This is a genomic window from Desulfoluna sp. CLI2B (genome assembly GCF_056847375.1).
The window spans coordinates 3,217,677-3,240,339 of the sequence record NZ_CP186557.1; the positions used below are offsets into that span (position 1 = coordinate 3,217,677).

At 59.9% G+C, this 22,663-nt stretch carries 18 protein-coding genes and 1 pseudogene; 10 read left to right on the forward strand and 9 right to left on the reverse strand.

The genetic code is table 11. The features are described 5' to 3' along the window. Positions 1-83 precede the first annotated feature (83 nt). The 7 genes from ACOYW2_RS15145 to ACOYW2_RS15175 all read left to right on the forward strand — a co-directional run bounded on the left by ACOYW2_RS15145 (position 84) and on the right by ACOYW2_RS15175 (position 14,215). A complete protein-coding gene (locus ACOYW2_RS15145) occupies positions 84-1,475 on the forward strand; it encodes a penicillin-binding transpeptidase domain-containing protein (RefSeq protein ID WP_482767008.1) in 1,392 nt (463 codons plus the stop codon). 379 nt (positions 1,476-1,854) lie between these two features. Then, entirely contained in the window at positions 1,855-5,571 is a 3,717-nt protein-coding gene (locus ACOYW2_RS15150; protein ID WP_482767009.1) for an SIS domain-containing protein, read from the forward strand. 351 nt (positions 5,572-5,922) lie between these two features. Beyond that, positions 5,923-6,918, forward strand: a complete 996-nt coding sequence (locus ACOYW2_RS15155) for an ABC transporter substrate-binding protein (protein WP_482767010.1) — start codon at positions 5,923-5,925, stop codon at positions 6,916-6,918. A 44-nt stretch (positions 6,919-6,962) separates the two neighbouring features. Further along, complete coding sequence (locus ACOYW2_RS15160; protein WP_482767011.1) at positions 6,963-10,517, forward strand: response regulator; 3,555 nt, start codon at positions 6,963-6,965, stop codon at positions 10,515-10,517. A 10-nt stretch (positions 10,518-10,527) separates the two neighbouring features. After that, positions 10,528-11,451 carry a CheR family methyltransferase gene (locus ACOYW2_RS15165; RefSeq protein ID WP_482415633.1) on the forward strand — a complete coding sequence of 308 codons (924 nt, stop codon included), beginning with the start codon at positions 10,528-10,530 and terminating at the stop codon, positions 11,449-11,451. Next, the gene (locus ACOYW2_RS15170) at positions 11,448-13,067 is read left to right on the forward strand and encodes a response regulator (protein WP_482415632.1); all 1,620 of its coding nucleotides are present in this window, start codon (positions 11,448-11,450) and stop codon (positions 13,065-13,067) included. Before ACOYW2_RS15165 ends, ACOYW2_RS15170 begins: the two co-directional genes overlap by 4 nt. Before the next feature lie 182 nt (positions 13,068-13,249). Next, complete coding sequence (locus ACOYW2_RS15175) at positions 13,250-14,215, forward strand: HD-GYP domain-containing protein (protein ID WP_482767012.1); 966 nt, start codon at positions 13,250-13,252, stop codon at positions 14,213-14,215. A gap of 99 nt (positions 14,216-14,314) precedes the next feature. Here ACOYW2_RS15175 and ACOYW2_RS15180 read toward each other — a convergent pair whose 3' ends face one another. The 6 genes and pseudogenes from ACOYW2_RS15180 to ACOYW2_RS15205 all read right to left on the reverse strand — a co-directional run bounded on the left by ACOYW2_RS15180 (position 14,315) and on the right by ACOYW2_RS15205 (position 18,423). Beyond that, complete coding sequence (locus ACOYW2_RS15180) at positions 14,315-15,355, reverse strand: tetratricopeptide repeat protein (RefSeq protein ID WP_482767013.1); 1,041 nt, start codon at positions 15,353-15,355, stop codon at positions 14,315-14,317. 92 nt (positions 15,356-15,447) lie between these two features. Next, entirely contained in the window at positions 15,448-15,999 is a 552-nt protein-coding gene (locus ACOYW2_RS15185; RefSeq protein WP_482418893.1) for a hypothetical protein, read from the reverse strand. A 127-nt stretch (positions 16,000-16,126) separates the two neighbouring features. Then, positions 16,127-16,516: a hypothetical protein gene (locus ACOYW2_RS15190; RefSeq protein WP_482771034.1), complete on the reverse strand. Its 390-nt coding sequence runs from the start codon at positions 16,514-16,516 to the stop codon at positions 16,127-16,129. Between the two features lie 52 nt (positions 16,517-16,568). Further along, positions 16,569-17,354: pseudogene (locus tag ACOYW2_RS15195) on the reverse strand (MFS transporter); the annotation flags it as partial. A 208-nt stretch (positions 17,355-17,562) separates the two neighbouring features. After that, positions 17,563-17,952: a hypothetical protein gene (locus ACOYW2_RS15200; RefSeq protein WP_482418895.1), complete on the reverse strand. Its 390-nt coding sequence runs from the start codon at positions 17,950-17,952 to the stop codon at positions 17,563-17,565. Between the two features lie 126 nt (positions 17,953-18,078). Continuing rightward, a complete protein-coding gene (locus ACOYW2_RS15205) occupies positions 18,079-18,423 on the reverse strand; it encodes a hypothetical protein (protein WP_482767014.1) in 345 nt (114 codons plus the stop codon). Between the two features lie 336 nt (positions 18,424-18,759). Between ACOYW2_RS15205 and ACOYW2_RS15210 the strand changes: the two genes are divergently transcribed. Continuing rightward, positions 18,760-18,888 (forward strand): hypothetical protein, encoded by a 129-nt coding sequence (locus tag ACOYW2_RS15210; RefSeq protein ID WP_482767015.1) that lies wholly within the window; start codon positions 18,760-18,762, stop codon positions 18,886-18,888. Here ACOYW2_RS15210 and ACOYW2_RS15215 read toward each other — a convergent pair. Further along, positions 18,885-19,796, reverse strand: coding sequence for an SDR family oxidoreductase (locus tag ACOYW2_RS15215; RefSeq protein ID WP_482767016.1), 912 nt, complete (start codon positions 19,794-19,796; stop codon positions 18,885-18,887). The two genes, ACOYW2_RS15210 and ACOYW2_RS15215, sit on opposite strands and share 4 nt — an antisense overlap. A 509-nt stretch (positions 19,797-20,305) precedes the next feature. Between ACOYW2_RS15215 and ACOYW2_RS15220 the strand changes: the two genes are divergently transcribed. After that, complete coding sequence (locus ACOYW2_RS15220; protein ID WP_482767017.1) at positions 20,306-20,974, forward strand: spermidine synthase; 669 nt, start codon at positions 20,306-20,308, stop codon at positions 20,972-20,974. Between the two features lie 12 nt (positions 20,975-20,986). Continuing rightward, on the forward strand, positions 20,987-21,193 hold the full coding sequence (locus ACOYW2_RS15225) for a SlyX family protein (RefSeq protein ID WP_180143182.1): 207 nt from the start codon (positions 20,987-20,989) through the stop codon (positions 21,191-21,193). A gap of 125 nt (positions 21,194-21,318) precedes the next feature. Here ACOYW2_RS15225 and ACOYW2_RS15230 read toward each other — a convergent pair whose 3' ends face one another. Together ACOYW2_RS15230 and ACOYW2_RS15235 are read right to left on the reverse strand one after the other, a co-directional pair. After that, positions 21,319-21,756 (reverse strand): hypothetical protein, encoded by a 438-nt coding sequence (locus tag ACOYW2_RS15230; RefSeq protein WP_482415622.1) that lies wholly within the window; start codon positions 21,754-21,756, stop codon positions 21,319-21,321. After that, positions 21,757-22,251: a GatB/YqeY domain-containing protein gene (locus tag ACOYW2_RS15235; protein WP_482415621.1), complete on the reverse strand. Its 495-nt coding sequence runs from the start codon at positions 22,249-22,251 to the stop codon at positions 21,757-21,759. Between the last annotated feature and the right edge of the window lie 412 nt (positions 22,252-22,663).

A 22,663-nucleotide genomic window follows, 5' to 3' on the forward strand; every position in this document is an offset into this window, starting at 1 on the left:
CGCGAAGCCGGTTCAACACCTGCTGCCCTTGTATGCTTGGTTTTGGGGCGCCTGACACTATCACGACACCTCCGACGAGACCTATGCGACAGCAAAAACAGGACTGGCGAGCTTACCAGCAGAGCCTGAAGCAACGCCAAAAGATCAAAGAACGATCCAAAAGCTTTAAAAAAGGCGCCTTGCGCGGCCTTGCAGGCGGCGCCCTGGTGGCCCTTGTCGTGGCCCTGGCCATCGTCGTGGCGCCTCGGGTCAAAGAGACCTTCACGGCTGCGCCCCCTGCCCCGGAAGAGAACCCCAACCTTCTCAGCCAGGACAACCTGAAAGGCCTTCTTGCCCCCAAGTCCCTGGCCCACCTGGATCACAAGGTGCTTCAGGTTATCCAGGGAGAGCAGGAGCTCACGGTCACCACCACCCTGGACCTGGAGCTCCAGGCCCTTCTTATCAGTGAATTCAAACGCAATATTGCCCGAAAACGCGGCACACCGCGTTATGTGGCTGCAGTGGCCATGGACCCGGCCACCGGACGTATTCTCTCCATGGCCGGCTTCAGCAAGGACGAGGGCATCACAAACCCCAGCCTTGAAGCCGCTTACCCCGCCGCCAGCATCTTCAAGATCATCACCGCCTCAGCCGCCGCAGAAAAGCTGGGCCTGACCCCCCGGAGCACCCTCTCTTTCAACGGGGGGAAGTACACCCTCTACAAGCGACAGCTCAACGAGAAGAAAAACAAGTACACCAACACCATCTCGTTTCGGGACTCTTTTGCCCAGTCCGTGAACCCGGTCTTCGGCAAGCTGGGCGCCCTCAAGCTCAAGAAAGAGAACCTGTCGGGATACGCGGACCGGTTTCTCTTCAATCAGGACATCGCCTTTGACCTGCCCGTGGAAAAGAGTATCCTTGCCATCGGGGAAGAGCCCTACCAGTGGGCGGAAGTTGCCTGCGGGTTCAACCGGGTAACCCGGATCTCTCCCCTCCACGGAGCCCTCATCGGCGCCACAGCCGTCACCGGCGGGAAGATCCCCGCTCCGTACCTCGTGGACTCGGTGACAACGGACGGAGGCGAAGAGCTCTCCGTGCCTCGCCCGCCGACCCTGGGTCGCGCCGTGCCCCAGCAGGTCTCCTCCACCCTCAATGAGCTCATGCAGCGCACCATCCGCTCCGGCACGGCCCGCAAAAGCTTTGCCGGGTACCGCAGAGACCCTGTCTTGAAAAACCTCACCCTTGGCGGAAAAACAGGGTCCATCTCCAACAAGGCCCGCGATGTGCGCGTGGACTGGTTCGTGGGATTTGCCAAAGAGAAAAAAACGGGGCGATCCATGGCCATCGCCGTGGTGGTGGGGCACCAGGCGTACATAGGGACCCGGGCCAGCGCTTATGCGCGAAAAGCCATCACCTGCTACTTCAGCCACCCCCCTGAACCTGACAGCTCCCACATCGCCGAAGCCCGGCAGGCCACCTCCCCCGGCGACAGCTGAGCCACCCAACGGCCAGGAGAAACGGGGCCGGTTTTTTTGGGGACCTTGGCCCTCAAGCTGTGGTATAACTCAAAAGATAGCGCGTTCCGTAACCATGAGAACGACAACCGCCACGGACCCCATCCAGACCCCGTGATGCATTCGTTTTTTTGATAAAAAGCTCCGCAAAAAATTTTCCTGATACAGGTGCGAACATGTCGAAATTACTTCGGCGGAGCCTTCAACGGCTTAGACAAGGCCTGTTTATCAAAGGGTTTTAAATGGTTGGCCTCCGGCAGAGCCACAGGAGGCAGCAGCAAGATGAATCGGTACGTTTTTTACAAACCACGCGCCCGTCCTTTGCGGCGCCCGGATATAAAACCATTGGAGAATCTAAACCATGAAAAGGACGTTTTCTACACCCTGGACCACCCTGCGCTCCCTGCTCAATGCCCCCATCTGTTTCGGCAGGCGCCCCCAGGAACTCACCGGACATGCCTGGGTTCTCTTCCCCAATGCCCCCAACACCCTGAACTGCGGCCTTGCCGGCCTTGTCTCCTTTGAAAGGGGCCCTGCGGAGGGGCCCGTCCCCACCCTTGGGGAGGCCATCGCTATCCTGTCCGCAAAGGGGCTCGACGCCGTCATCAACGCAGGCGACGAACTCGCCACCGACTACCTGGGCGGCCGGGAGCAGGTCACCGCCCTGTACAACGAGGCCTGCCGTTTCAAAGAGGACCACCTCTTCTCCCTTCTCCTGCAGAACCAGGACCAGCTTGAGGCCCTCTCCCGAGCCGCGACGACAATCCGCGAACTCCTCACCCGCGAAGAAGCGGCCTTCACCGAACAGGCGGGTTTTCTCTCCCCGGCCGATACCGATGCCGTGGCCGATGCCCTGGAAGGACTCCGGGATATCTCCTGGTCCCTTACCCAGGAGACCCTCACCAACGTCCGAAGCGTCAGGGACCTCGCCGGGGCCGAGCTGATTCAGTCCGGCAACGGATGGATCGTACCCTTCAAAAAGATCAACACCACCTTGAACGCCATCAACCGCCTTGAAGTCCGGGGGCGCGACTCTGCAGGCATCTCCGTGATGTTCACCTTCCCGGCGAAAACATGGACCAAGCTCAGGGAATTCCTTCAGGCTGAAGGCCTGGAAGAGACCTTAAACGAGCGGTCCCAGGGCGACACCCTCCTCAACAACACCATTGCAGTGGAAGAGAGGGGAAAAAGCACCTCCGTTGCCTTTGTCTACAAACGGGCCGCAGAGATCGGCAGCCTGGGCGACAACGTCGATTTTCTCCGGAGACAGATTCGAAACGACCTGTTGCTCAAAGTGGCGGCAACCTTCAAACGCAGCGATTTTACGGTCTCTTCCCACACACGCTGGGCCTCGGTGGGTGCCATTACCGACGCCAACTGTCACCCGGTGGACAACCAGAACACCGACGGTCGCATCCCCCGCTCGGGCATCATCCACGTGAGCTTAAACGGCGATATCGACAACCACGCCTCCCTCAAAGGAGAGTACGAAGACCGGTTCGACACCCTCCAAAAGGAGATCACCACAGACACCAAGGTCATCCCCATGCAGATCGAGACCTACCTCAAGGCAGGTCACGACATCGAGGAAGCGTTTCGCCTTGCCGTCAACGATTTCCATGGGTCCCACGCCATCACCATGCAGACAGACCTGGCCCCGGGCAAGCTCTTTCTTGCCCAGAAGGGAAGCGGCCAGGCCCTTTTCGTGGGCATCGCCGAAGACCACTACATCGCCGTCTCCGAGGTGTACGGATTCGTAGAGGAAACCCCCCGTTACATCAAGCTTAACGGCGAAAAGACCATCACCGGAAAAGACGGCAAGCCCGTCTCCGGCCAGATCGTGGTCCTGGACGGCACCAGGGCACGCCTGGAAGGCGCCCAGGCCGGAATCCGCTCCTACCACTACGACGGCACCGAGGTGCCCGTCACCGTCGAATCCGTCATGGAGACGGAGATCACCAGCCGGGATATCGACCGCCAGCACTTTCCCCACTACTTCCTCAAGGAGATCTCCGAGTCTCCCGCTTCCGTGGAAAAGACTCTGCAGAACCGCTGGAAAATCGACGGGAAAAAAGAGCTCTGCAAGACCATGCTCGACGACAGCGCCATCCCCGAGGCCACCATCGCCCGCATCAAGGACGGAACCATCAAGCGCGTCTTTCTCGTGGGCCAGGGCACGGCAGGCATTGCGGCCCAGGCCATTGCTCACCTCTTCACCCATTACCTGGGAGACCCCGCCATCCAGGTCTGTCCCCTGAAAGCCTCGGAGCTCTCCGGGTTCATGATGGGCGACGGCGACGGGGACACCATGGCCGACGCCCTGGTCATCGCCATCAGCCAGTCCGGCACCACAACGGACACCAACCTGGCCGTGGACATGGTCAAGGCCAAGGGAGCCGCCACCCTGGCCATCGTCAACCGGCGCGACTCAGATCTCACCTTCAAAGTGGACGGCGTCGTCTACACCAGCAGCGGCCGCGACATCGAAATGAGCGTGGCCTCCACCAAGGCCTTTTACAGCCAGATCGTGGCAGGTGCCCTCATCGGACTTCACCTGGCCGGCCAGACAAAAAAACGCGATGCCCGATTCATCTCCGAAGAGATCCGCGAGCTGCTGGCCCTGCCCACAAAAATGCGAAAAGTCCTGGACATGGTCGAGGACATCAAGGCGTCGGCCTTCACCCATGCCGTGAGCCGCACCTACTGGGCATCGGTGGGTAGCGGTGCCAACAAGGCCTCTGCCGACGAGATCCGCATCAAGCTCAGCGAGCTCTGCTACAAAACCATCTCCAGCGACTTCGTGGAGGACAAAAAGCACATCGACCTCTCCTCCGAACCCCTGATCATTGTCTGTGCCGCCGGCACCCGGGAGAGCGTCCTGGGCGATATCATCAAGGACACGGCCATCTTCCACGCCCACAAAGCCGTTCCCATCGTCATCGCCAGCGAAGGGGAGGAGCGCTTCAACAACTATGCGGCCAGTATCTTCCACGTGCCCCAGGTCTCCGAGCACCTGGCCCCCATCATCAACACCCTGGCCGGCCACATCTGGGGCTACTACGCGGCCCTTGCCATCAACGATGGCTCCCGCGTAATCTTTGAGCACCGCAAGGAGCTGCAGAAGGTCATCACCTCCTTTGAGGCCAAAGGGATGAACCTATACGAGATCATTCTTGAGAAGGCCTTCCGTGAAAAGATCACCAAAGGTTCACCAGCGGTTCTGCGCGATCAGCCGGTGCAATGGAAGTTGCCTCCCATCCTGGGCTTCAACACCGCCTCGGACATCACCCTGCTGCTGAAATACCTCGCGGGCAAGCTCCCGTCGGCGGATTTTGAGCTGGACTTCGATTGCAAGGGCACCCCGTCCAACATGCTGGACAAGCTCTTCGGCTGCTTTTCCAATGCCATCAACGCCATGGCAAGGCCCGTGGACGCCATCAAGCACCAGGCCAAGACCGTCACCGTGGGCACCAGCCGCATCACCGAGACCTTCGAAGGGATCCTGTTCGATGCCCTGAACCACCGGGGTATCACCCTGCCCCAGATCACCAGTTCCAATGTTCTGGTTCTGAAAAACCTGCAAGGGGTAATCTCCGGCATCAAGGGCTCCCTGCTCTACCGCATCGACGGCCTCAACCTCCTGGGCGAGGCCACCCCCGAGACCACCATCTCCCTGGTGGACAAGGACGGGATCTTCACCCACACCACCTCAAGGGTGGAGAGCGATCCGCGACTCAAGGGGACCAAAAGCATCATCGTCCGGGAAGGCAATGTCTTTATCGGCAAGGGGAACAAGGACGACAAGAACACCCTGATCATCCCGGTTCTCTCCCAAAATGCCAACGTCATCGAATTCATCCTCTCCATCAACGTCACATTCAAGGAGGGGCGCATTCCCCTCCACAGCAAATCCAAGGCCCTGGGCGGCAAGCACGAACGTATCCGCAACATCGTCCAGGAGATGGGCCATACCTGGGACGACGCCTATTTAGAGCTGGTTCCCATTGATGAACTCTTCGGCCTCTCCGCCGAGAAAATCGGCGAAAAAATGGTCAAGACCCTGGAGAACGCCGCTTAACCCCACAGACAGAACAGCCGGGGGAGAGCGTTTGCAAAAACGGCTCCCCCCGGCTTTTTCCCCTCGTATCGCCGCCCCCCTTTCCCTCTCCGCTCACCCGTTGAAGAACCGATGAGAAAATCCTGCCTTTTTTTGTTTTTTTTGCTCCAGTTTTTTAGACAATTGTCGATTCCTCTAATGAGAGGAATAATGCTTTCGTCAAAAAGTCGGCATTGCCCCCCCTCGTTGACAAAATTGTGTACGCTGCACGCAGGCCAAGTCACGGCACGCAGCGTATCAACACCGTTTCATCGACTTTTTGCGAGGCCACCGGGACATTGGGACCCGACCGGCCCATGTTCTGGAGTGTGCGTGAACAAACATCTGATCTACCTGACCGCTGTCATCCTTGCCCTGGTTGTCGTCTCCGGAGGCGTCATTGACCTGGAAAGACGCAAAGGTCCCCACATCGGTGTCCTGCAGTGGACCGAACAGGTTCCCCCGTTCCGCCTCGCCAGGGAGGGAGTCCAGTCGGGCCTGGCCTCCATCGGGCTCAAAAACGGAGAGAATCTCACCCTCACCATCCACAACGCCGAACAGAGCCGGGAAATGGCCCTGTCTGCCATCCGGGAGTTCAAACGCCAGAAGGTGGACCTTCTGATCACCCTGGGCACCGCAGGCACCCTCCTTGCCATGGAGGAGGCCCCCGACCTTCCCATTGTCTACACACTGGTGGCGGCCCCGGACGCAACGGGCATCATCCCGGACACCACGGGCTTCGGCCCCAACCTCACCGGCGTCAGCATGCGGGTTCCGGCCCGCATCCAGCTCCTTTCCGCCCAGCAGATCATGCCCGGGCTCTCTCGCCTGGGGATCCTCTATTGCTCCGAAACCCTTGCCGCAACGGCCACGGCTCACGAAGCGGCCGCGGCTGCAGGCTCCCTGGGCTGGGAGGTGGTCAAGGTGGCCATTGAAAAATCTGATCTGGACACCCTGGCCGCACGGGCCGAAGAGCTGTCCGGCACCACGGACGCCATCTATATCCCGGCCGACGCCATCCTCAACCTTCCCTCCAACATGCGCCGCATCACCGCCGTCACCGACAAGGACGGGACCCCCCTCATCGGCGTGGGCGGGGAACAGGTCAAACAGGGCTTTACCCTCATGGCCGTCCACTGCAATTTTGCAGAGACCGGCAAACAGATCAAAAGCCCGGTGGAAAAAATCCTCGCCGGGCTCAGCGCGGGCTCCATTCACCCGCAAAGCCCCCAGCTCCATGAACTCACCATCAACCTGAAAAAAGCCAGAGACCTGAGCATCCCCATCCATCGCAACGCGATCCTGATGGCCGACAACATTTACGAATAACCTCACCGACTGGGCCCCCCCGGTCCCCGAAGGCTGCAAAATACATGATCCAGTTGTTTCCCAAAAAATACAGCTCCAGGCTGATGGCCATCACCTTCATCGCAGGCATCCTGCCCATTGCCATCTTCGGCATTGCCATTACCCTCATCACCCGGGACCTTCCCCAACGGACGAACGAGACCATCCAAAAGGGCCTGGGAGATCTGCAACAGCAACGCGAGCAGCTCCTCACCGACACACTGGCCAAAAGCGTCCGTCAAAAATCCATGGACGTGGCCCTCCAGATCGAACTCTACCTGGAGCTGCGTCCCACCCTCAGCCTGGGCGATCTCCAGAAGGATCCCCGGTTCCGGAGCATTGCCCTTCAGCCCATTGAAAAAAACGGCTACACCACCCTCATCGACACCCGGGAAGGCACCACCCTCTTCCACCCGATCAAGGACCTGGAGAACACCTCCGTTGCACACATCGACGAAGCCTCCGATGAATTTTTCTCCATCATCTCCTCAAGCCTCGGGGGAAAATACGCCTCGGGCTACTTTTCCTGGAAGGAGGAGTCGGGTCAGACACGCCGCAAGTTCACCTTCATCGCCCCGGTGATGCGCACCACGGCTGACGGCCTGCCCATGGCCGTGGCAACGGTCATCAACATGGACGAGTTGGCCCCCTCATTTCTGGAAACCCGGAAGACGTCCAAGGGTACGGCCCTCTACTTCATTAACCGGGCCCAGCATCTTCTCAGCACCTTCAAGCGATTTATCCTCTTCTGCATGCTCCTGGGGCTTCCGGTGGTCCTTGCCCTGGCCAACTGGGCAAGCGCCTACTTCTCCCGCGCCGTGAACCAGCTCAAACACGCCACCCACCAGATCCGCAACGGCGATTTCACCATCCGGCTGGACAACAACGCCTCCGGGGACATCGGTGAGCTCATGCAGGACTTCAACCACATGACAAAACGCCTTGCTGAGACCACGGTCAGCAAAAAGCGCCTGGAGTCCAACGAAGAGGAGCTGACCCGGACCAACCAGGTGCTCACCCGGGAAATCGAAGAACATGAACGGGTGCGTGAGGAGCTCCAGAAACAGCACGAGGTGCTGGAAAAACAGAGGGACCACCTCCACAGCGTCAACGAGGAGCTCTCCCGGTCCCGGAAAAAAATCCAGCGTCAGAACTGGCTCAGCATCGGCCAGAGCGAATTCCACAGGCGCATCCAGGGGGACCTCTCCATGGAGGAGCTCGGCAGACAGATCATCCACTTCCTGTCCAACTACTTAGATGCCCAGGCCGGACGGATCTATCTCGTGGACGAAGGCGTTCTCATCTGCATCGGCGGATTTGCCGGGGCTGCCCCCGACGGTGAAGCTCCCCCCATCCCCCTGGGCGAAGGCCTTGTGGGGGAGGCGGCTGTTTCCGGCAGCCGGCTGCGCATCACCGATGTGCCCGCAGATTACCTGCCCATCCACTCCGGGCTTCTGGATGCATACCCCTGTGAAGTGGTCATTCAGCCCTGCCTCCACAACGAAAAAAGCCTGTGTGTGGTGGAACTGGCGGGCCTGGGCCCCTTTTCCCGCCAGGACCTGAGGTTCCTCGACCTCATGAACAAGCAGATCGCCGTGGCCGTGGACTCCACCCAGGGACGCATCCGCACCGAAGCCCTGCTGCACCAGACGCGCAAACAGGCCGAAGAGCTCGAACTCCAGCAGGAGACACTCCAGCAGATCAACCAGGAACTCGAAGAGCAGACCCAGCAGCTGGAAGAGCAAAAGGAGAGCATCAAAAAGAAAAACATAGAGCTCGAGGAGGCCGGGGTTCTGATCCGCCAGAAGGCCAAGGACCTTGAACTCTCCTACAGCTACAAGTCCCAGTTCCTGGCCACCATCTCCCACGAACTCAGAACCCCCTTGAACAGCATCCTGCTGCTCTCACGCATGATGGAAGAGAACACGGAGCGAAACCTCACCGACGACCAGGTGGAGTTTGCCGGAACCATTCACTCCTCCGGCTCTCAGCTCCTGACCCTCATCAACGAGATTCTGGACCTCTCCAAAATCGAAGCGGGCGGCATGACCGTGACCCTCTCCCCCACGCCCCTGTCCGCCCTGGTGGAGAGCCTTCGGCGCATGTTCCAGCCCCTGGCCGAAGAAAAAGGCCTCGCCTTTACCCTGAGCCTTGCCCCGGATGTGCCCGATACCGTTGAGACCGACCGCCAGAGGCTGGAACAGATCCTCAAGAACCTTCTGACCAACGCCCTGAAGTTCACGGACACAGGCTCGGTGAGCCTCGGCATCACCATCCCCTCCCCCCAGGAGCTCCCGTCCGGCACAAGCCTGCCTGCCCACTCGGCCCTGGCCTTCCGCGTCACCGATACGGGCATCGGCATCCCCAAAGAGAAGCACGCCCATGTGTTCGAGGCCTTCTGCCAGGTGGACGGCACCGAAAGCAAACAGTATTACGGAACCGGCCTCGGCCTGACCATCTCCCGGGAGCTCTCCGGCCTCCTGGGGGGATCTCTCCACCTCTCCAGCGAGCAGGGAGTCGGCAGCTGCTTTACCCTCTTGCTTCCCTGCACCGGGGCCACAAAGGTTTCCCCCATCACCCCTGCGACCATTCCCGCCAGGGGAGCCACGGCACCCGCGCCCTTTGAGGGGCCTTCTGAAAAGGCCGCTGCAACGCAGCCCAAGCCAGGGGACAAATCCCTGCTCATCATCGAAGATGATGTGACCTTTGCTTCCCTTCTCGTCAAGCTGGCCCGGGAAAAGGGCTTCGACACCCTGGTCACCGAAGAGGGGGAGACAGGCCTTCACTTTGCCGACTTTTTCTGCCCCACGGCCATCATCCTCGACATCACCCTTCCCCGCATGAACGGATGGGACGTCTTCGACCGGCTCAAAACCAACCCGGTGACCTCCGCCATCCCCGTGCACGTCATCTCCTCCAGGGACCAGAAGGGAAAAGCCATGGACATGGGGGTCGCCGGATTCCACGCCAAACCGGTGAGCCTGGAGCACCTGCACGAAGTGCTCTCTGAAATCGACGCAACCCACCGGGCTACGGCCTCGGGCTCCGTAACTGCCCAGGATGGAGAACATCCCGCCGGGGATGCGGGCCTTGAGACCATGCACCGAAACCTGGACGAGGCCACCCTCTTCCTCCACGGGGTGGAATCCACCCTGCCGAGACCCATGAACCAGGACCGCCCCCTGTGCCACGACAAAGAGTCGATCCTCAGCGGCCGCAAGGTCCTCATCGTGGATGACGACATGCGAAACGTCTTTGCCCTCAAGCGGCTTCTCCATGAAAAAGGGATGGATGTGGTGGTGGGACGAAATGGCCGGGAAGGCTTGACCCGCCTTAAGGAGACCCCGGATGTGGATCTTGTCCTTATGGACATCATGATGCCGGAAATGGACGGCTACCAGGCCATTCGGGCCATTCGAAAAGACGCCGAACACAAGGAGCTGCCCATCATCGCCCTGACGGCCAAGGCCATGGCCGAAGACCGCACGGCAAGCATCGAAGCTGGGGCCAACGACTACATGCCCAAGCCCGTGGACCCGGACAAACTTCTCTCCATGCTCCGGGTCTGGCTCTATGTGTAAAGGGGACCCCATGGCAACGGCTCCGTCCCTCACCGACAACGAGGCCATTGAAATGGCGTGCCTGCTGTACGCCATCCACCGGAAGTACGGCTACGATTTTCAGCAATACGCCGCAGGCTCCCTGTGCAGGCGATTGAAAAGCCGCCTGAAGCGATCGGGACTCACCTGTTTTTCTGAAATGCAGTACCGGGTGTTGAACGACCGGTCTTTTTTTGAAACCGTGCTGGCCGACCTCTCCATCAACGTCACCGAGATGTTCCGGGACCCTCACTTTTTCAAAGCCCTTCGGGAACACGTGGTGCCCAAGCTCGCAGAGCGCCCCTTTATCCGGGTCTGGGTGGCGGGGTGCGCCACGGGAGAGGAGGCCTACTCCATGGCCATCCTCCTTCAGGAAGAGGGGCTTGCCGGCCGCTTCCGCATCTACGCCACGGATTTTAACGAGCGGGTCCTGCGCACGGCCAGGGAGGGGATCTACCCCATCGAAAGCATCCGCACGTACACACGAAACCACCTGCTCTCCGGGGGGTGCGGCTGCCTGGTGGACCACTACACGGCCCGGTACGACAACGTCATCATGAACCGGGCCATCAAAGACACCATCCGCTTTTCCGACCACAACCTGGTCTCCGACAGCCATTTTGGAGAGATGGACCTGATCCTCTGCCGCAACGTCCTGATCTACTTCAGCCCCCCGCTGCGCAACCGGGTCATCGGCACCTTCTTCGACAGCCTGGCCCCGGACGGATTCTTCTGCCTGGGAACCGGTGAATCCATGAGCATCACCTCCTGGGCCGATCGCATGGTCCCGGTGGCTGGCAAGGAGAAGATTTACCAGAAAAATGAGACACCGTCCCCTGCGACCCCTTGCAGTGAGCCTGCGATGTCGCCGGGCCATGCCCCCGGCATCGACGCAACCGGAGTGATTACCCCATGATGAACCATGCAACCCAACAGATTCTGCTGGTGGACGACCTGGAGGAGAACCTCCTCGCCCTCAAACATGTGCTGGCCCGTCCCCACCTCACCATCCTCACCGCCACATCGGGCAACGAAGCCCTGGGGCTGTTGCTGGACCACCCGGTGGCGCTGATCCTCATGGATGTACAGATGCCGGAGATGGACGGTTTTGAGACCGCCGAGCTCATCCGCGGCAACCCGGACACCTGCCGCATCCCCATCATCTTTGTCACCGCCATCAACACCGATACCCAGCACATCTTCAAGGGCTACGACGCCGGGGCTGTGGATTACCTCTCCAAGCCCCTGGACCCGGAAACCCTCGTCCGCAAGGTCAACGTCTTCCTGGAGCTGCACCAGTACCAGCAATCCCTCCTGGCCACCACCCGGGAACTCTCCGAGACCGTGGATACCCTGAAGGAGGCCAACTCCCAGATCCAGGTCCATCAGAAGAAAAAGCTCCGGGAAGAGCGCCTGAAGGTGCTGCTGCAGATGGCCGGGGCCATGGCCCACGAACTGAGCCAGCCCCTCATGGCCCTCCAGGGAAACATCCAGCTTATGAACATCCACAGGGAGGCCCCGGACAAGCTGCCCCTTTACATGGAGCGCATCGAGGAGTCCGGACGCCGCATCGCAGGGATCATCCGCAAAATCCAGACCCTCCAGGTGGACGACACCCGGGAGTATCCCGGGGTCTCCTCCATCATCGACCTGGACCAGACCATCCGGATTCTCGTGGTGGGCAGGGACGGCCGTGAAGGCTCTCCGCTGGTGAAGGCCCTCAACACCCTGGACCGCCTGGACGTCACCTGTGTGGAGGACACCAGGGGGGCCAAAGAAGCCCTGGAAAAAAACAGCCGGGACCTCCTGTTCATCTCCCGCCCCTTACCGGACGGCGCTGCCGAGGACCTGGCCCGGAACCTCACCCCCCCTGCCCAGCGACCGCTTTTTGTCATCATCACCGAAGGAACCGACGAGCTCACCGTCTCACGCCTCATCCGCCAGGGCGCCCTGGAGGTGCTGGATCGCGCCAGCATCACCCCGGACCTCATCCGTACCCTGCTTCACCGCGCCCTGGACACCGTGGTCTCAGGCTCCACCCTGGCGGCCATGGACCGGGCCGACGAAGCCTCCCTGCGAGACCCCTGCACGGGCCTTTACACCCGCCAGTGCTTTGAAAACCTCCTTCACCGGGAGGTCAAGCGTGCCCACCGCATGGGCCAGGGACTCGCCCTGCTGCTGCTTCACCTCACCAGTTTCGAAGAGGTTATCGCCACGTACGGCACCGAGGCCGGCGACATGGTCCTGGGCATCGTGGGGAGCCTGCTGGGGGACATGACCCGCTCCGACGATTTGGCCGCCCGCTTCGACAACGCCACCTTTGCCGTCCTCTTGAGCGGCATCACCGACCCGGAGGTCCCGCGTATCTCCCACCGGTTTACCGATGCCATCACCCAGCGGGACTTTGTGTTCAACGCCTTCCGCTTCAACCTCTCCCTGGAGGCGGGTATCGGCATGCTCCCTCCGGGCATGCCGGGCACCGCCGAAGGGCTTCTCCTCGAGGCCCAGCGTTCCTTTTCCATGACCGCCTGAAAACCCGGCGGCCCAGGTTCGACGCCGTCGTCGGCTGTCAACACCCCCGGGCCGTCGCCCACCGGATGCATGCTTTTCCTTTATCCTTTGAATTCAGAATGATATTATCAAAGTTGTCGCAAGACGATCTCACGCACAGGTTGTTTTTTTAACGCATCAATCCTTTCCCGGGAGGACACGCCATGATGGAGAAAAAAACCGTGTTGATTGTTGATGACATGCCCGAAACCACCCAGCGGCTCCTGGGGTTGCTCAAGGACACATGCACCACCCGCACCGTCACATCCAGTGAGGCGGCACTGCAGCTCGCGGGGTCCGCCGCCCCCCCGGATCTGATCCTCCTGGACACCCGCTCGGCCGATGCCGAGGCCAGGGAGATCAGCCAACAACTCAAAAACAGCGGGGCCGACCAAAACGTCCCGGTCCTTGTCCTCAGGTCCCTTGAAGAGTCACCGGCCCAGGAGGACACCGAAGGGATCCGCGAACTCACCGCCGTCAGGGACGTCGTTCTCCTGGCCATGGGGTCCCTTGCGGAAACGCGGAACAACGAATCCGTCAATCACATCCGGCGCACCTCCCGCTTCGTCAAGGTCCTGGCCCAGGAGCTGAGCCAGACCGCCGGCTACAGGGAGATCCTGACCCCGGACACCATTGAGATGATGTTCCGGGCCGCGCCCCTGCACGACCTGGGCAAAGCCGGGGTCTCGGACAGCCTGCTCCTGAAACCCGGCAAACTCACCGATGAGGAGTACGAACGGGTTAAACGCCACACGCTCCACGGACGCGATGCCCTTCGCAACGCACAGACTCTCCTGGGCCTGTCGGCCCCCTTTCTGGACATTGCCTGCGACATCACCGGATGCCACCACGAACGCTGGGACGGCAGCGGCTACCCCGACGGTCTCACCGGAGAGGAGATCCCCATTGCCGCACGCCTCATGGCCCTGGCAGACGTTTACGACGCCCTGGTGACCTACCGGAGCTACAAGCCGGCCTTCTCCCACGGGGTGGCCGTGGAGATCATCAAGGGGGGACGCGGCACCCAGTTTGCCCCCGAGGTGGTGGATGCCTTCCTGGCCGCCGAGCAGGCCTTTCAGGACATTGTCCTGGAGTTCACGGACTTTCAGGAAGAAAAGCTGGCGCTGTAAGCCCACCGCCCCAGAAAACAACAAAGCCCCGGGTTCGATGAACCCGGGGCTTTTGCATGGCCTCAGTGAAAACAGGGCCGCGATTGTCTGGCCTTCCCGTTACTTTTTTTCCGCCTGGGTTACGTTTTTCAGCGGTTCCACCCAGGCTTTTCCTGCCTTGTAAAGCTCCAGCCGCTCCCGCAAGGGGGCCTCCAGCTCCTTTTCACCGGTTTCATCGAGCTTCTTGATGGCATCCTCCTGAACATGGATGGCTTTTTCGTACATGCCGTTGGCGGCGTAGGCCGCTGCCAGGGTATCCAGGGCGCTGGGCTGGGTCGCGCCCGAGGCCACGAGGTGTTCGGCAAGTTCCAGGGCCCGCTTGCTGTCCCGGTAGGTCACGTCCGGGCAGGTGGCCAGAATCCAGGCCAAATCGTTGGTGGCAAGCAGGGAGGACCGGGTCTTCACCTTGAGGGCCTCCTCCAGCCAGCGGATGGCAATCCCGATGTCCTGGGGAACCCCGATGCCGGTGCGGTACATCCCCGCCACCCTCAACATGCCTTCGCTGTTGCCGAGCTCCGCCGATCGCAGAAACCAGTTGAAGGCCGCCTCCATGTTCTTGCTCACGCCCCGTCCCCCTGCGTACATCACGCCGAGGGCAACACAGGCCGGGGAAAAATTCTGCCGGGACGCCTTTTTGAACCAGAAAATCGCCAGCTCCTCGTCACGGGGAACACCCACCCCTTCGGCGTAGAGCAGGCCCAGGCCGTAGCGGGCTTCGGCCAGCCCACGATCCGCGGCATATTGATAGTAGCGCTTGGCCGCTTCCGGGTCTGCCTTGGTGCCGTCCCCTTTCTGGTACATGAGGCCCAGCATCTGACAGGCCTGGAGGTGCCCCTGAAGGGCGGCTTTCTGGTACCAGGCAAACGCTTTGGAGCTGTCTGCCTTCACAAAATCAACCACCTGGCGATGGTAAAGGTAGCCCATCACGAACTGAGCCCCGGCATCGCCTTTATCCGCCTTGGCTTTGTCCGTGAGGAACCGTTCCTGGCTGTACCCGCCGGGAAAGCCATCCTTGTCCGCCGGTGCCGGGGTGCCAGCCAGGCTCCCCTGGGCCCAGAAAAGGCACAGAACACAGATCAGCAGAATTCGTCGTTTTTTCATACACACCCTCGTTTTCGTCATCATCCCTTGGGTCGAAGGGAACCTACCGTATTGAATAACCTTGCCACGTCGGCCCTGCCACGGGGACCGACTCATGTGCCCACGGGAAACACCCGGCGCGCAATAACCCCTGCATACCGGAGCAGTCCCACGCCGCAGGCCAGATAAAGCCCTCCGGTCACGCACCCGGACCAAAGGCGAACCTTGGCCGAGGTCTCCAAAAGAGCCACCTTGCTTCCGTACACCGCCCAGGTGGATCCAAAGGCCGCCAGGTAATGAAAGGAGAAGCCGATACCCACGAGCCCCAGGAGAAACAAGGCCCCCTTCACAAGGGCCGCGGGGGTGACTTCAGGGGCCGACGGCAGCTCAAAGGGCACGGGGTTGAAGGCCTGCGCCAGGGTATCTGCCTTGGCAAGGAGCACCCCTGAAAAAAGAAGCATCACAAAGGGCAGAAACGCATTGAGCTGGGCAAAGGCACTCACCCGGGCGGCCATGGCAAAGGCCTCGTCTCCGGGGAGCATCCGCAGGGCATCCTTAGACATAAAGTAATTGCCCACGACACCGGGAATGGCGAAAAATGCTTTGACGGCATAGAAAAGGGCCAGGAGTCGAATGGCGATGCCGGTCAATTTCTGTGATTCCATGGGGGGGAAGACCTTTCCTCATGTTTCATTCATAAAAATAAGACCATTTTTTATAACTCATTTCGACCAAAAACGGTATGACCAAGATCACTCCACCCTTTTTCCAAGGCCGTGCAAATCGTCTCGTTCACCGGGACGGCGGCAGCACACCGTCATCGGCAAGAAAGGGCTCAACGGCATTACCCGGGGCCTCCTTGCGGAGCTGCAGGCCTGTCCAGAGCCCGGCGGCAAGAAACACCGTCCCGCCCACCAGCAGGGTAGCGGACATACCGTACCCATCGGCATACCATCCCAGAAACGGCCCAACGGCCACAAAGGAGAGGCGAATGATGAGGCTTCGGATGGACAGGACCGTGGCCCGGATCTCCGAAGGGGTGGACTCGTTGATGTAGTTTCGAAGCACCGGGGTGGCCACCCCGCGGACCATATAAAAAAGGTAAAGAAACGCCACGGCCCAGATGGTGGAGAACAGACTGAGGCAAAGATAGCCTGACCCGATGCAAAAGGCGATGAGCAAGACGGTTAGGTCCCGCCCCAGCCGGCCTGCCCAGGCCTTTCCACGTCATGGAGACAAAGCCGGTGGTCAGGTTCAGGGCAGGGAGAAACAACCCGTAGAGGGCCAGGGGAACGGACAGGTGCACGAAATAGGGCTGGATCAGCCAGGCCATGGTGAGGGTGGCCGTACCGATAACGGACGAATAGACGATGCGCCACTTAAGGCCCGTGTTCCGGGTTAGGGCATAGCGGATAATCTGAAAAATCTGGGTAAAATTTCCCTTTTGAATGACCCGTCGCCGCTGGGGCTCAAAAAGGAGCAGGGACGCGGGCACCGCGGAAAAGGCCACCACTGCCTGGAAATAAAAAGGAGTCCGAAGGCTTAAGGCTGCAAGCCCAACCCCGATGGGAGCGGCGATGGCTTCGGCGTAGTTGCCGATGGAGACCAGGCGGCCCTCTTCTTTCAGGTAGGTATTGCCCAGCCCCTGCTCTTCCAGGGTGTCGTAAAGAAGGGCGGAATCCGACCCCGAGATAAAGCTCTGGCCCACCCCGAGGATCATCTCGCAGGCAAGGAAACCCCAAAACCCGGAAGACACGCTGTACAGGCCGAAACCAACGGCCCCCATGACGCTGCCGATGACCAAAGAGACCTTACGCCCCCAGATATCCCCGAAGTATCCCGAGGGAATCTCCATCAGCACCACGGCAAAGGAGTATGCCGCCTTGAGCAGAAAAAGGTCCCGGGTGCCCAGCCCGTTCTCCCGGTAAAAGAGAAACACAATGGGCACGGTGAGCATCAGCCACTTGGAGATCTTGATCACATAGAGTTTGACAATATTTGATTTCACATCACGGCGCATCGCCAGACCAACCTTTTCCCCTTTCGGGCATGCATGTCCGGCGGCTCATCCCCCGGGCGGCTCCCACGGTTCCCGGCGCCGGCAAACAAAAGCCCGGGCCTGTGGGGCAGGTGAAGGGAAGGTGTAGTCGATTCCCGTGCTGATTTCAAGGAGATTCATGACGGCTGCCGCCGGGATTTTCTATGGCACCGGTTCCCGGGGACAGGCATCAATCAAAGCGTGTCCGGCTGCTCAGGGTATTCACCGGCACCTCGGTGGAATCCATGGGATGTGGCTTTTCGGAAAGCGGTTCCCGGGCGTTGACAAACGGCAGAAGCCGGAAGCTTCGCTTGAACGCCACACCCATGGCCTCAAAAAAGAAGCACCGCTCCTGAACAAAAGCGATGCCGGCCTCCCGGGCAAGAAAGAGGCTGAAGGCAAAAAAAACGAGATTCACCACCTCCCCTGCCATGTGCAGCACCAGACGCACCACCTTGGGAACGGGCGCAAGGGCGACACACACGGAGCCCACGGAATGGATCACCATGAAAAAGAGGAGAAAAAGGAAAAAAAAGGCCACTCGGATCAGGAAGGATCCCTGATTTTTTTCTGGGTTCACGGAACGTCTCACGTCTCTCGGTTGGGGTTGGCGGGCGGCCTTGAACCCCACGTTTCAGGCTGCCCTCCCCTACATACGAGACCGAAGGCTCTCCTTCAAGGGAAAAGCCCTCCGACACCGTGCCCCCTACTGCACCTTGTGCAGCACCTCGGCCATGACGGCAAAGCTCTTGTAGATGATGTAGCCACCCACAAAGAGCCCGACCACGGGTAGAAAGGTGAGCCCGGTAAGGAGAAAAAAGAGCCCCACGGCCAGGAGGGCAATGCCGTTGGTGAGGCTGCTGATGCGCTCGAACAGGACCTCCCTGGAGGAGAGCACCCGCCGGTGTCGCCTCTCAAGCCCCTTTCTGCGGTCCGACGGCGCCTCACTGGCCTGAGGTTCCGAGCCCGTGTTGCGGCGCTCGCTTCCGGAGCGTCGCCCCTTTAACGTGACCACCCGTTTTTCATCTTGGATCGTATACATATCTTCCATGGCACCCCCTGGATCGGATCGCGCCCTTGCCGGGCGTTTCCGAGGCATTGATCATCCAGTGTTCCCGGTGAATCAACAAGCATCGTTCGTCTGTATTAAGGGGAAACCAATGAGACCTGATGCGGAAGGGGCAAGGAGAAAAACATGGGAAGGAAATCCGGTACCGAAATCGCCGGAGATGGGACAGAACACTGCGTTATTCCATGAAATCAGTATACCCCGACCGGTGCGAGGTGTCAAACTCGGAGCCCTGGCCCGGATATTCTACGAGAAAACGACCGATCGGAGTTATAGACTATTATTGCGAAAGGTTGCTGTAAAAAAACCAAAGATTTGGTGAACTATCCGGGCTCTGCGGCTCCTTCCCCGGACGGCAGCGTCATTGTCGTGCGGCCGGTGGAGGCCGGATACAAGGTCCGGGACAACGAGGGCTTCGCCAATCTCATCCTGGAGATCGTATTTTAAAAAAGCGATGCCATGAACCGGAACGAATCCACCACGGAGCCCAGGGGAGCGGCATTCTCAAGGGAGGTGATGCCTTCCCAGTTGGCGTGGATCTCTTCCGGGGTGATGGGACGCTCCGCATCGCCGAGACAGATCCCCGGGGCACAGCAGATGGCGGTGCGGCTGAACCAGCCCGCCGCGCAGTTAAAAATCATCCCCGTCTCCCGGTTCTCCTGGGAGGCCAGGTAGAGCACCAGGGGGGCGATGAACTCGGGCTTCAGCTTGGTAAGGATCTCGGGGGGCATCACGTCGTCGGTCATGCGGGATGCCGCCACCGGAGAAATGGCGTTGCAGAGAATGTTGTGCTTGCTCCCTTCGGCCACCACGCTGTGCATCAACCCCACCACCCCCATCTTGGCCGCCATGTAGGCGGACTGACCGAAGTTGCCGTAAAGGCCCGAGCCCGAGGTGGTGTTGATGATCCGGCCGTACCCGTTCTTTTTCATCAGGGCAAAGGCAGGGCGCGTCACGCAAAAGGCCCCCTTGAGGTGGACATCCACCACAAGCTCCCAGTCTTCCTCGGTCATCTTCAAAAGGCTCTTGTCCCGTAAAACACCCGCGTTGTTTACAAGGACGTCCACCCGGCCGAAGGCGTCCTCGGCCGTGGCGATGATCCGTTCGCCGCCACGGGCGCTGGCCACCGAGTTGGTAAGGTCCGAGGAACGGGCGCCGCCCCCGTACTGCGCCAATTCGCTCACTACCTTGTCTGCGGCTTCATGCGCCTTTCCCGTGCCGTCCCGGTTTCCTCCGAGGTCATTGACCACCACCCGGGCTCCCCGGGACGCAAAGGCATGGGCATAGGCCCGACCGATGCCGGAGCCGGCCCCGGTGATCACCACCACCTGGTCGTCAAAACGGATCTTGTCCATACACGTCTCCTTATCATCGCAAAAAAGGGGTCCATGATTGTCATTGAAGCTGGAAGACGGGCTGTCACCGGAGCGAGTCCGGCGGGAGAAGGCTGGTGAAGAGGTCTGCGAAACACAGGTTGCAGGAGAAGGAGAGAGCCATGTCAAGACTAGGGGTGAACCGATCCGCTTGTCAAGGTGAATATACGGGGTACGTTTCAGGCATTCTTCCGGAATCAGGCCCCCAGGCCTCAAAAACAGGGCACGCAAACCGTGCGTCCCATGAAATCATTTGTCATTTTTGCCGCCTCCCTGTAAAAGAAGACCTTTGCCCGAAGCCCATGGCAGTGGGCGACACCTTCTTGAGGTTGTTTTCCTGACCCCGTCCCTGTGATATCCTGACATCCCGGATGGAACACCACAGAGGCCGGAAGGCCCGTCACCCATGGCCGAAGGCTATTTTTACCGTAATTGGTTTTATTTCCTGCCATTGCGCCACACCGCAGGCAGGAAGACAAAGGACACGTACAATGATCCCCTGGGAGTTTCTGGGAGAGGCTGACGTACCGGGGGGCGACACCCTTCGGTTGACAAGGCGGCAGGATGAGTTCTCCATCCGCACCGACGGATACGAACTGATGAACAGCCGTGCACACGGTTCCGAGGAGGTCCTGGCCCGGGAGGCCATAAACCGCCTTGGCGCCTGCGACGGATGCCGGATTCTCGTGGGCGGCCTCGGCATGGGCTACACCCTGCGAGCGGCCCTGGACCATGCGGGAAGCGATGCCGCCGTTACCGTGGCGGAGCTGGTGCCCGAGGTGGTGGACTGGAACCGGGACCATTACGGCCACCTGGCCGGACACCCCTTAAACGATCCACGGGCCTCTGTGTTTGTGGGAGATGTGGCTGACGCCATCAAAGAAAAAGGCCCATGGGACGCCATCCTCCTTGACGTGGACAACGGCCCGGACGGCCTCACCCGAAGCGAAAACGACAGCCTTTACAGCAAAGCAGGGATTCTCTCTGCCAAACGGCATCTGGTTCCCGGCGGCGTGCTGGGGGTCTGGTCGGCCCACGCCGACCCGGTTTTTACCAAGCGACTCAAAGGGTGCGGCCTTGCCGTGGAGGAAGTCCGCGTCAAGGCACGGCTCAAACGAGGCGGGAAACATACCTTATGGTTTGCAAAAAACTCAAAATGAAAGGGGGCGATCATGAGTGAGGATCGGTTGATGGACATCGAGACCAAACTGGCCTTTCAGGAGCACACCATTGACGAGCTCAACAGCGTGGTCATTGAGCAGCAGCGGGAGATCGACCGGCTTAAAAACGCGGTGGAATTCCTTCTGGACAAGGTGTCTCAGATCGCAGACACCCGCATGGAGCGCGCCCCTTCCAACGAGAAGCCGCCCCATTACTAAACGCCCGCACAGACGGATTCCATACGGCACCGCCCCCCAATGGCGGGGCGCACCACGGCATCGTCAATCGGCGTCACCGGCAAATCCGTCGGTGACGCCCGATTCGTGTGCTCCAAAAAACCGCCTTAGGCCCCTTCTTCCGGAACCTGATCCGCCCCCAGGGTCATGACGTCGCCGTCCACGGTCATGATGAGCCACTCTCCGGTGGTGTCGCGGGCCTTGACCAGGCAATCGATGGACGAGCCATCCACGGTCTCGATACGGCATTCCACGTGGGTGTTGAGATCGATGACGGAGACAAACTCACGACCCTCGGCGGCCTTTTTAAACGCCGCAGCAGCCCCCTCAAACCGAATCATCCGATCGTATTCCTCGGGATCCAGGGCCTTGATCTCCTGGCGACAGGCATCGATCTTCCCCTTGATCTCGGCAATGGCCGAAAGGACCTCCCGGCCCTGGGCCTCTTCATCGGCAGGCAAGGCACGCAGGATGTGCTTCTGGAGATCCAGGTCCTTCTCCAGAAAGGCAATCCGCTGCATCACCTCTGTGACCTTTTCTCTCATTTAGCACATCTCCTTGAGAATCTCCTTTACCTGATTGCCGTCGGCCAGCTTGCCGAAATGCTTCATCACCTGCCCCATGGCCTGCATGGGGCTTTTCAGGGATGAAAAATCGACGTTGGCGTCGATCCATGCCTTGATTTCGGCCTCATCGGCCATGCGGGGAAGGTATCTCTGAAGAAGCTCAAGGTAGGCCGAGGTGGCCTCACCTTTGACCTCCAGCACCGTCTTCTCCGACTTAACAAGGCTGCGGATGATGTTTTGGAGGTCCTCGTCGGTGATCTCATCGGGATTCTTCACCCGGGTGGTCTTCTTGCCACTCTCAAGGGTGATGGCAACCGTCAGCTTGGGGAACTCCCCCATAATCAGACGGAACGTGTCCCGGGCAGCGGTGTCCTTTGTTTTCATAGCTGTCTTGAGATCTTCTTTGATCTTGTTGTAGAGGGAGACACCGTCGCCCTCACTCCAGCCATACGGAGACTTATCGTAGTCAGCCATTTCACACCTGCATTCTTCTCTTCCTCACCGAAGTGAGGCACCCTACCTAATGAGGATGGATTGGTTATGACGCCCCGCAAAACACCCCTCCTGCGACACAGGGGGCCGCTATTTTCTGCATGCACCCCACACGAAGCAGGGCCGCACCAACGGCTGTTTCGGTTTGCTTGGGAATCTTCGACAGTCTAAACTCTTTACCCTATTTTTTGGTTTTCGTGAACATGAAAATGGTTCACGGCCCGTACAAACGGCCCGGACTTCCACACATGATCCCGCCCTCATTTGCGTCACCGGAACAACTAGTCAGTACTCCCGAACAGACCCGCCAATGGTACGCCAAGTACCTTCCCTTTCAAGGAACATCAAGCGCACTTCCCCGGCTTTTAAAGGAACATTATGACTCAAAACCTAA

Excerpts from the sequence above, each read along its gene's own strand:
- ACOYW2_RS15145 (WP_482767008.1), top strand. The coding sequence starts at position 84 with ATGCGACAGCAAAAACAGGACTGGCGAGCTTACCAGCAGAGCCTGAAG.
- ACOYW2_RS15150 (WP_482767009.1), top strand. The coding sequence starts at position 1,855 with ATGAAAAGGACGTTTTCTACACCCTGGACCACCCTGCGCTCCCTGCTC.
- ACOYW2_RS15160 (WP_482767011.1), top strand. The coding sequence starts at position 6,963 with ATGATCCAGTTGTTTCCCAAAAAATACAGCTCCAGGCTGATGGCCATC.
- ACOYW2_RS15165 (WP_482415633.1), top strand. The coding sequence starts at position 10,528 with ATGGCAACGGCTCCGTCCCTCACCGACAACGAGGCCATTGAAATGGCG.
- ACOYW2_RS15170 (WP_482415632.1), top strand. The coding sequence starts at position 11,448 with ATGATGAACCATGCAACCCAACAGATTCTGCTGGTGGACGACCTGGAG.
- ACOYW2_RS15175 (WP_482767012.1), top strand. The coding sequence starts at position 13,250 with ATGATGGAGAAAAAAACCGTGTTGATTGTTGATGACATGCCCGAAACC.
- ACOYW2_RS15180 (WP_482767013.1), bottom strand. The coding sequence starts at position 15,355 with ATGAAAAAACGACGAATTCTGCTGATCTGTGTTCTGTGCCTTTTCTGG.
- ACOYW2_RS15185 (WP_482418893.1), bottom strand. The coding sequence starts at position 15,999 with ATGGAATCACAGAAATTGACCGGCATCGCCATTCGACTCCTGGCCCTT.
- ACOYW2_RS15205 (WP_482767014.1), bottom strand. The coding sequence starts at position 18,423 with ATGGAAGATATGTATACGATCCAAGATGAAAAACGGGTGGTCACGTTA.
- ACOYW2_RS15215 (WP_482767016.1), bottom strand. The coding sequence starts at position 19,796 with ATGGACAAGATCCGTTTTGACGACCAGGTGGTGGTGATCACCGGGGCC.
- ACOYW2_RS15220 (WP_482767017.1), top strand. The coding sequence starts at position 20,306 with ATGATCCCCTGGGAGTTTCTGGGAGAGGCTGACGTACCGGGGGGCGAC.
- ACOYW2_RS15225 (WP_180143182.1), top strand. The coding sequence starts at position 20,987 with ATGAGTGAGGATCGGTTGATGGACATCGAGACCAAACTGGCCTTTCAG.
- ACOYW2_RS15230 (WP_482415622.1), bottom strand. The coding sequence starts at position 21,756 with ATGAGAGAAAAGGTCACAGAGGTGATGCAGCGGATTGCCTTTCTGGAG.
- ACOYW2_RS15235 (WP_482415621.1), bottom strand. The coding sequence starts at position 22,251 with ATGGCTGACTACGATAAGTCTCCGTATGGCTGGAGTGAGGGCGACGGT.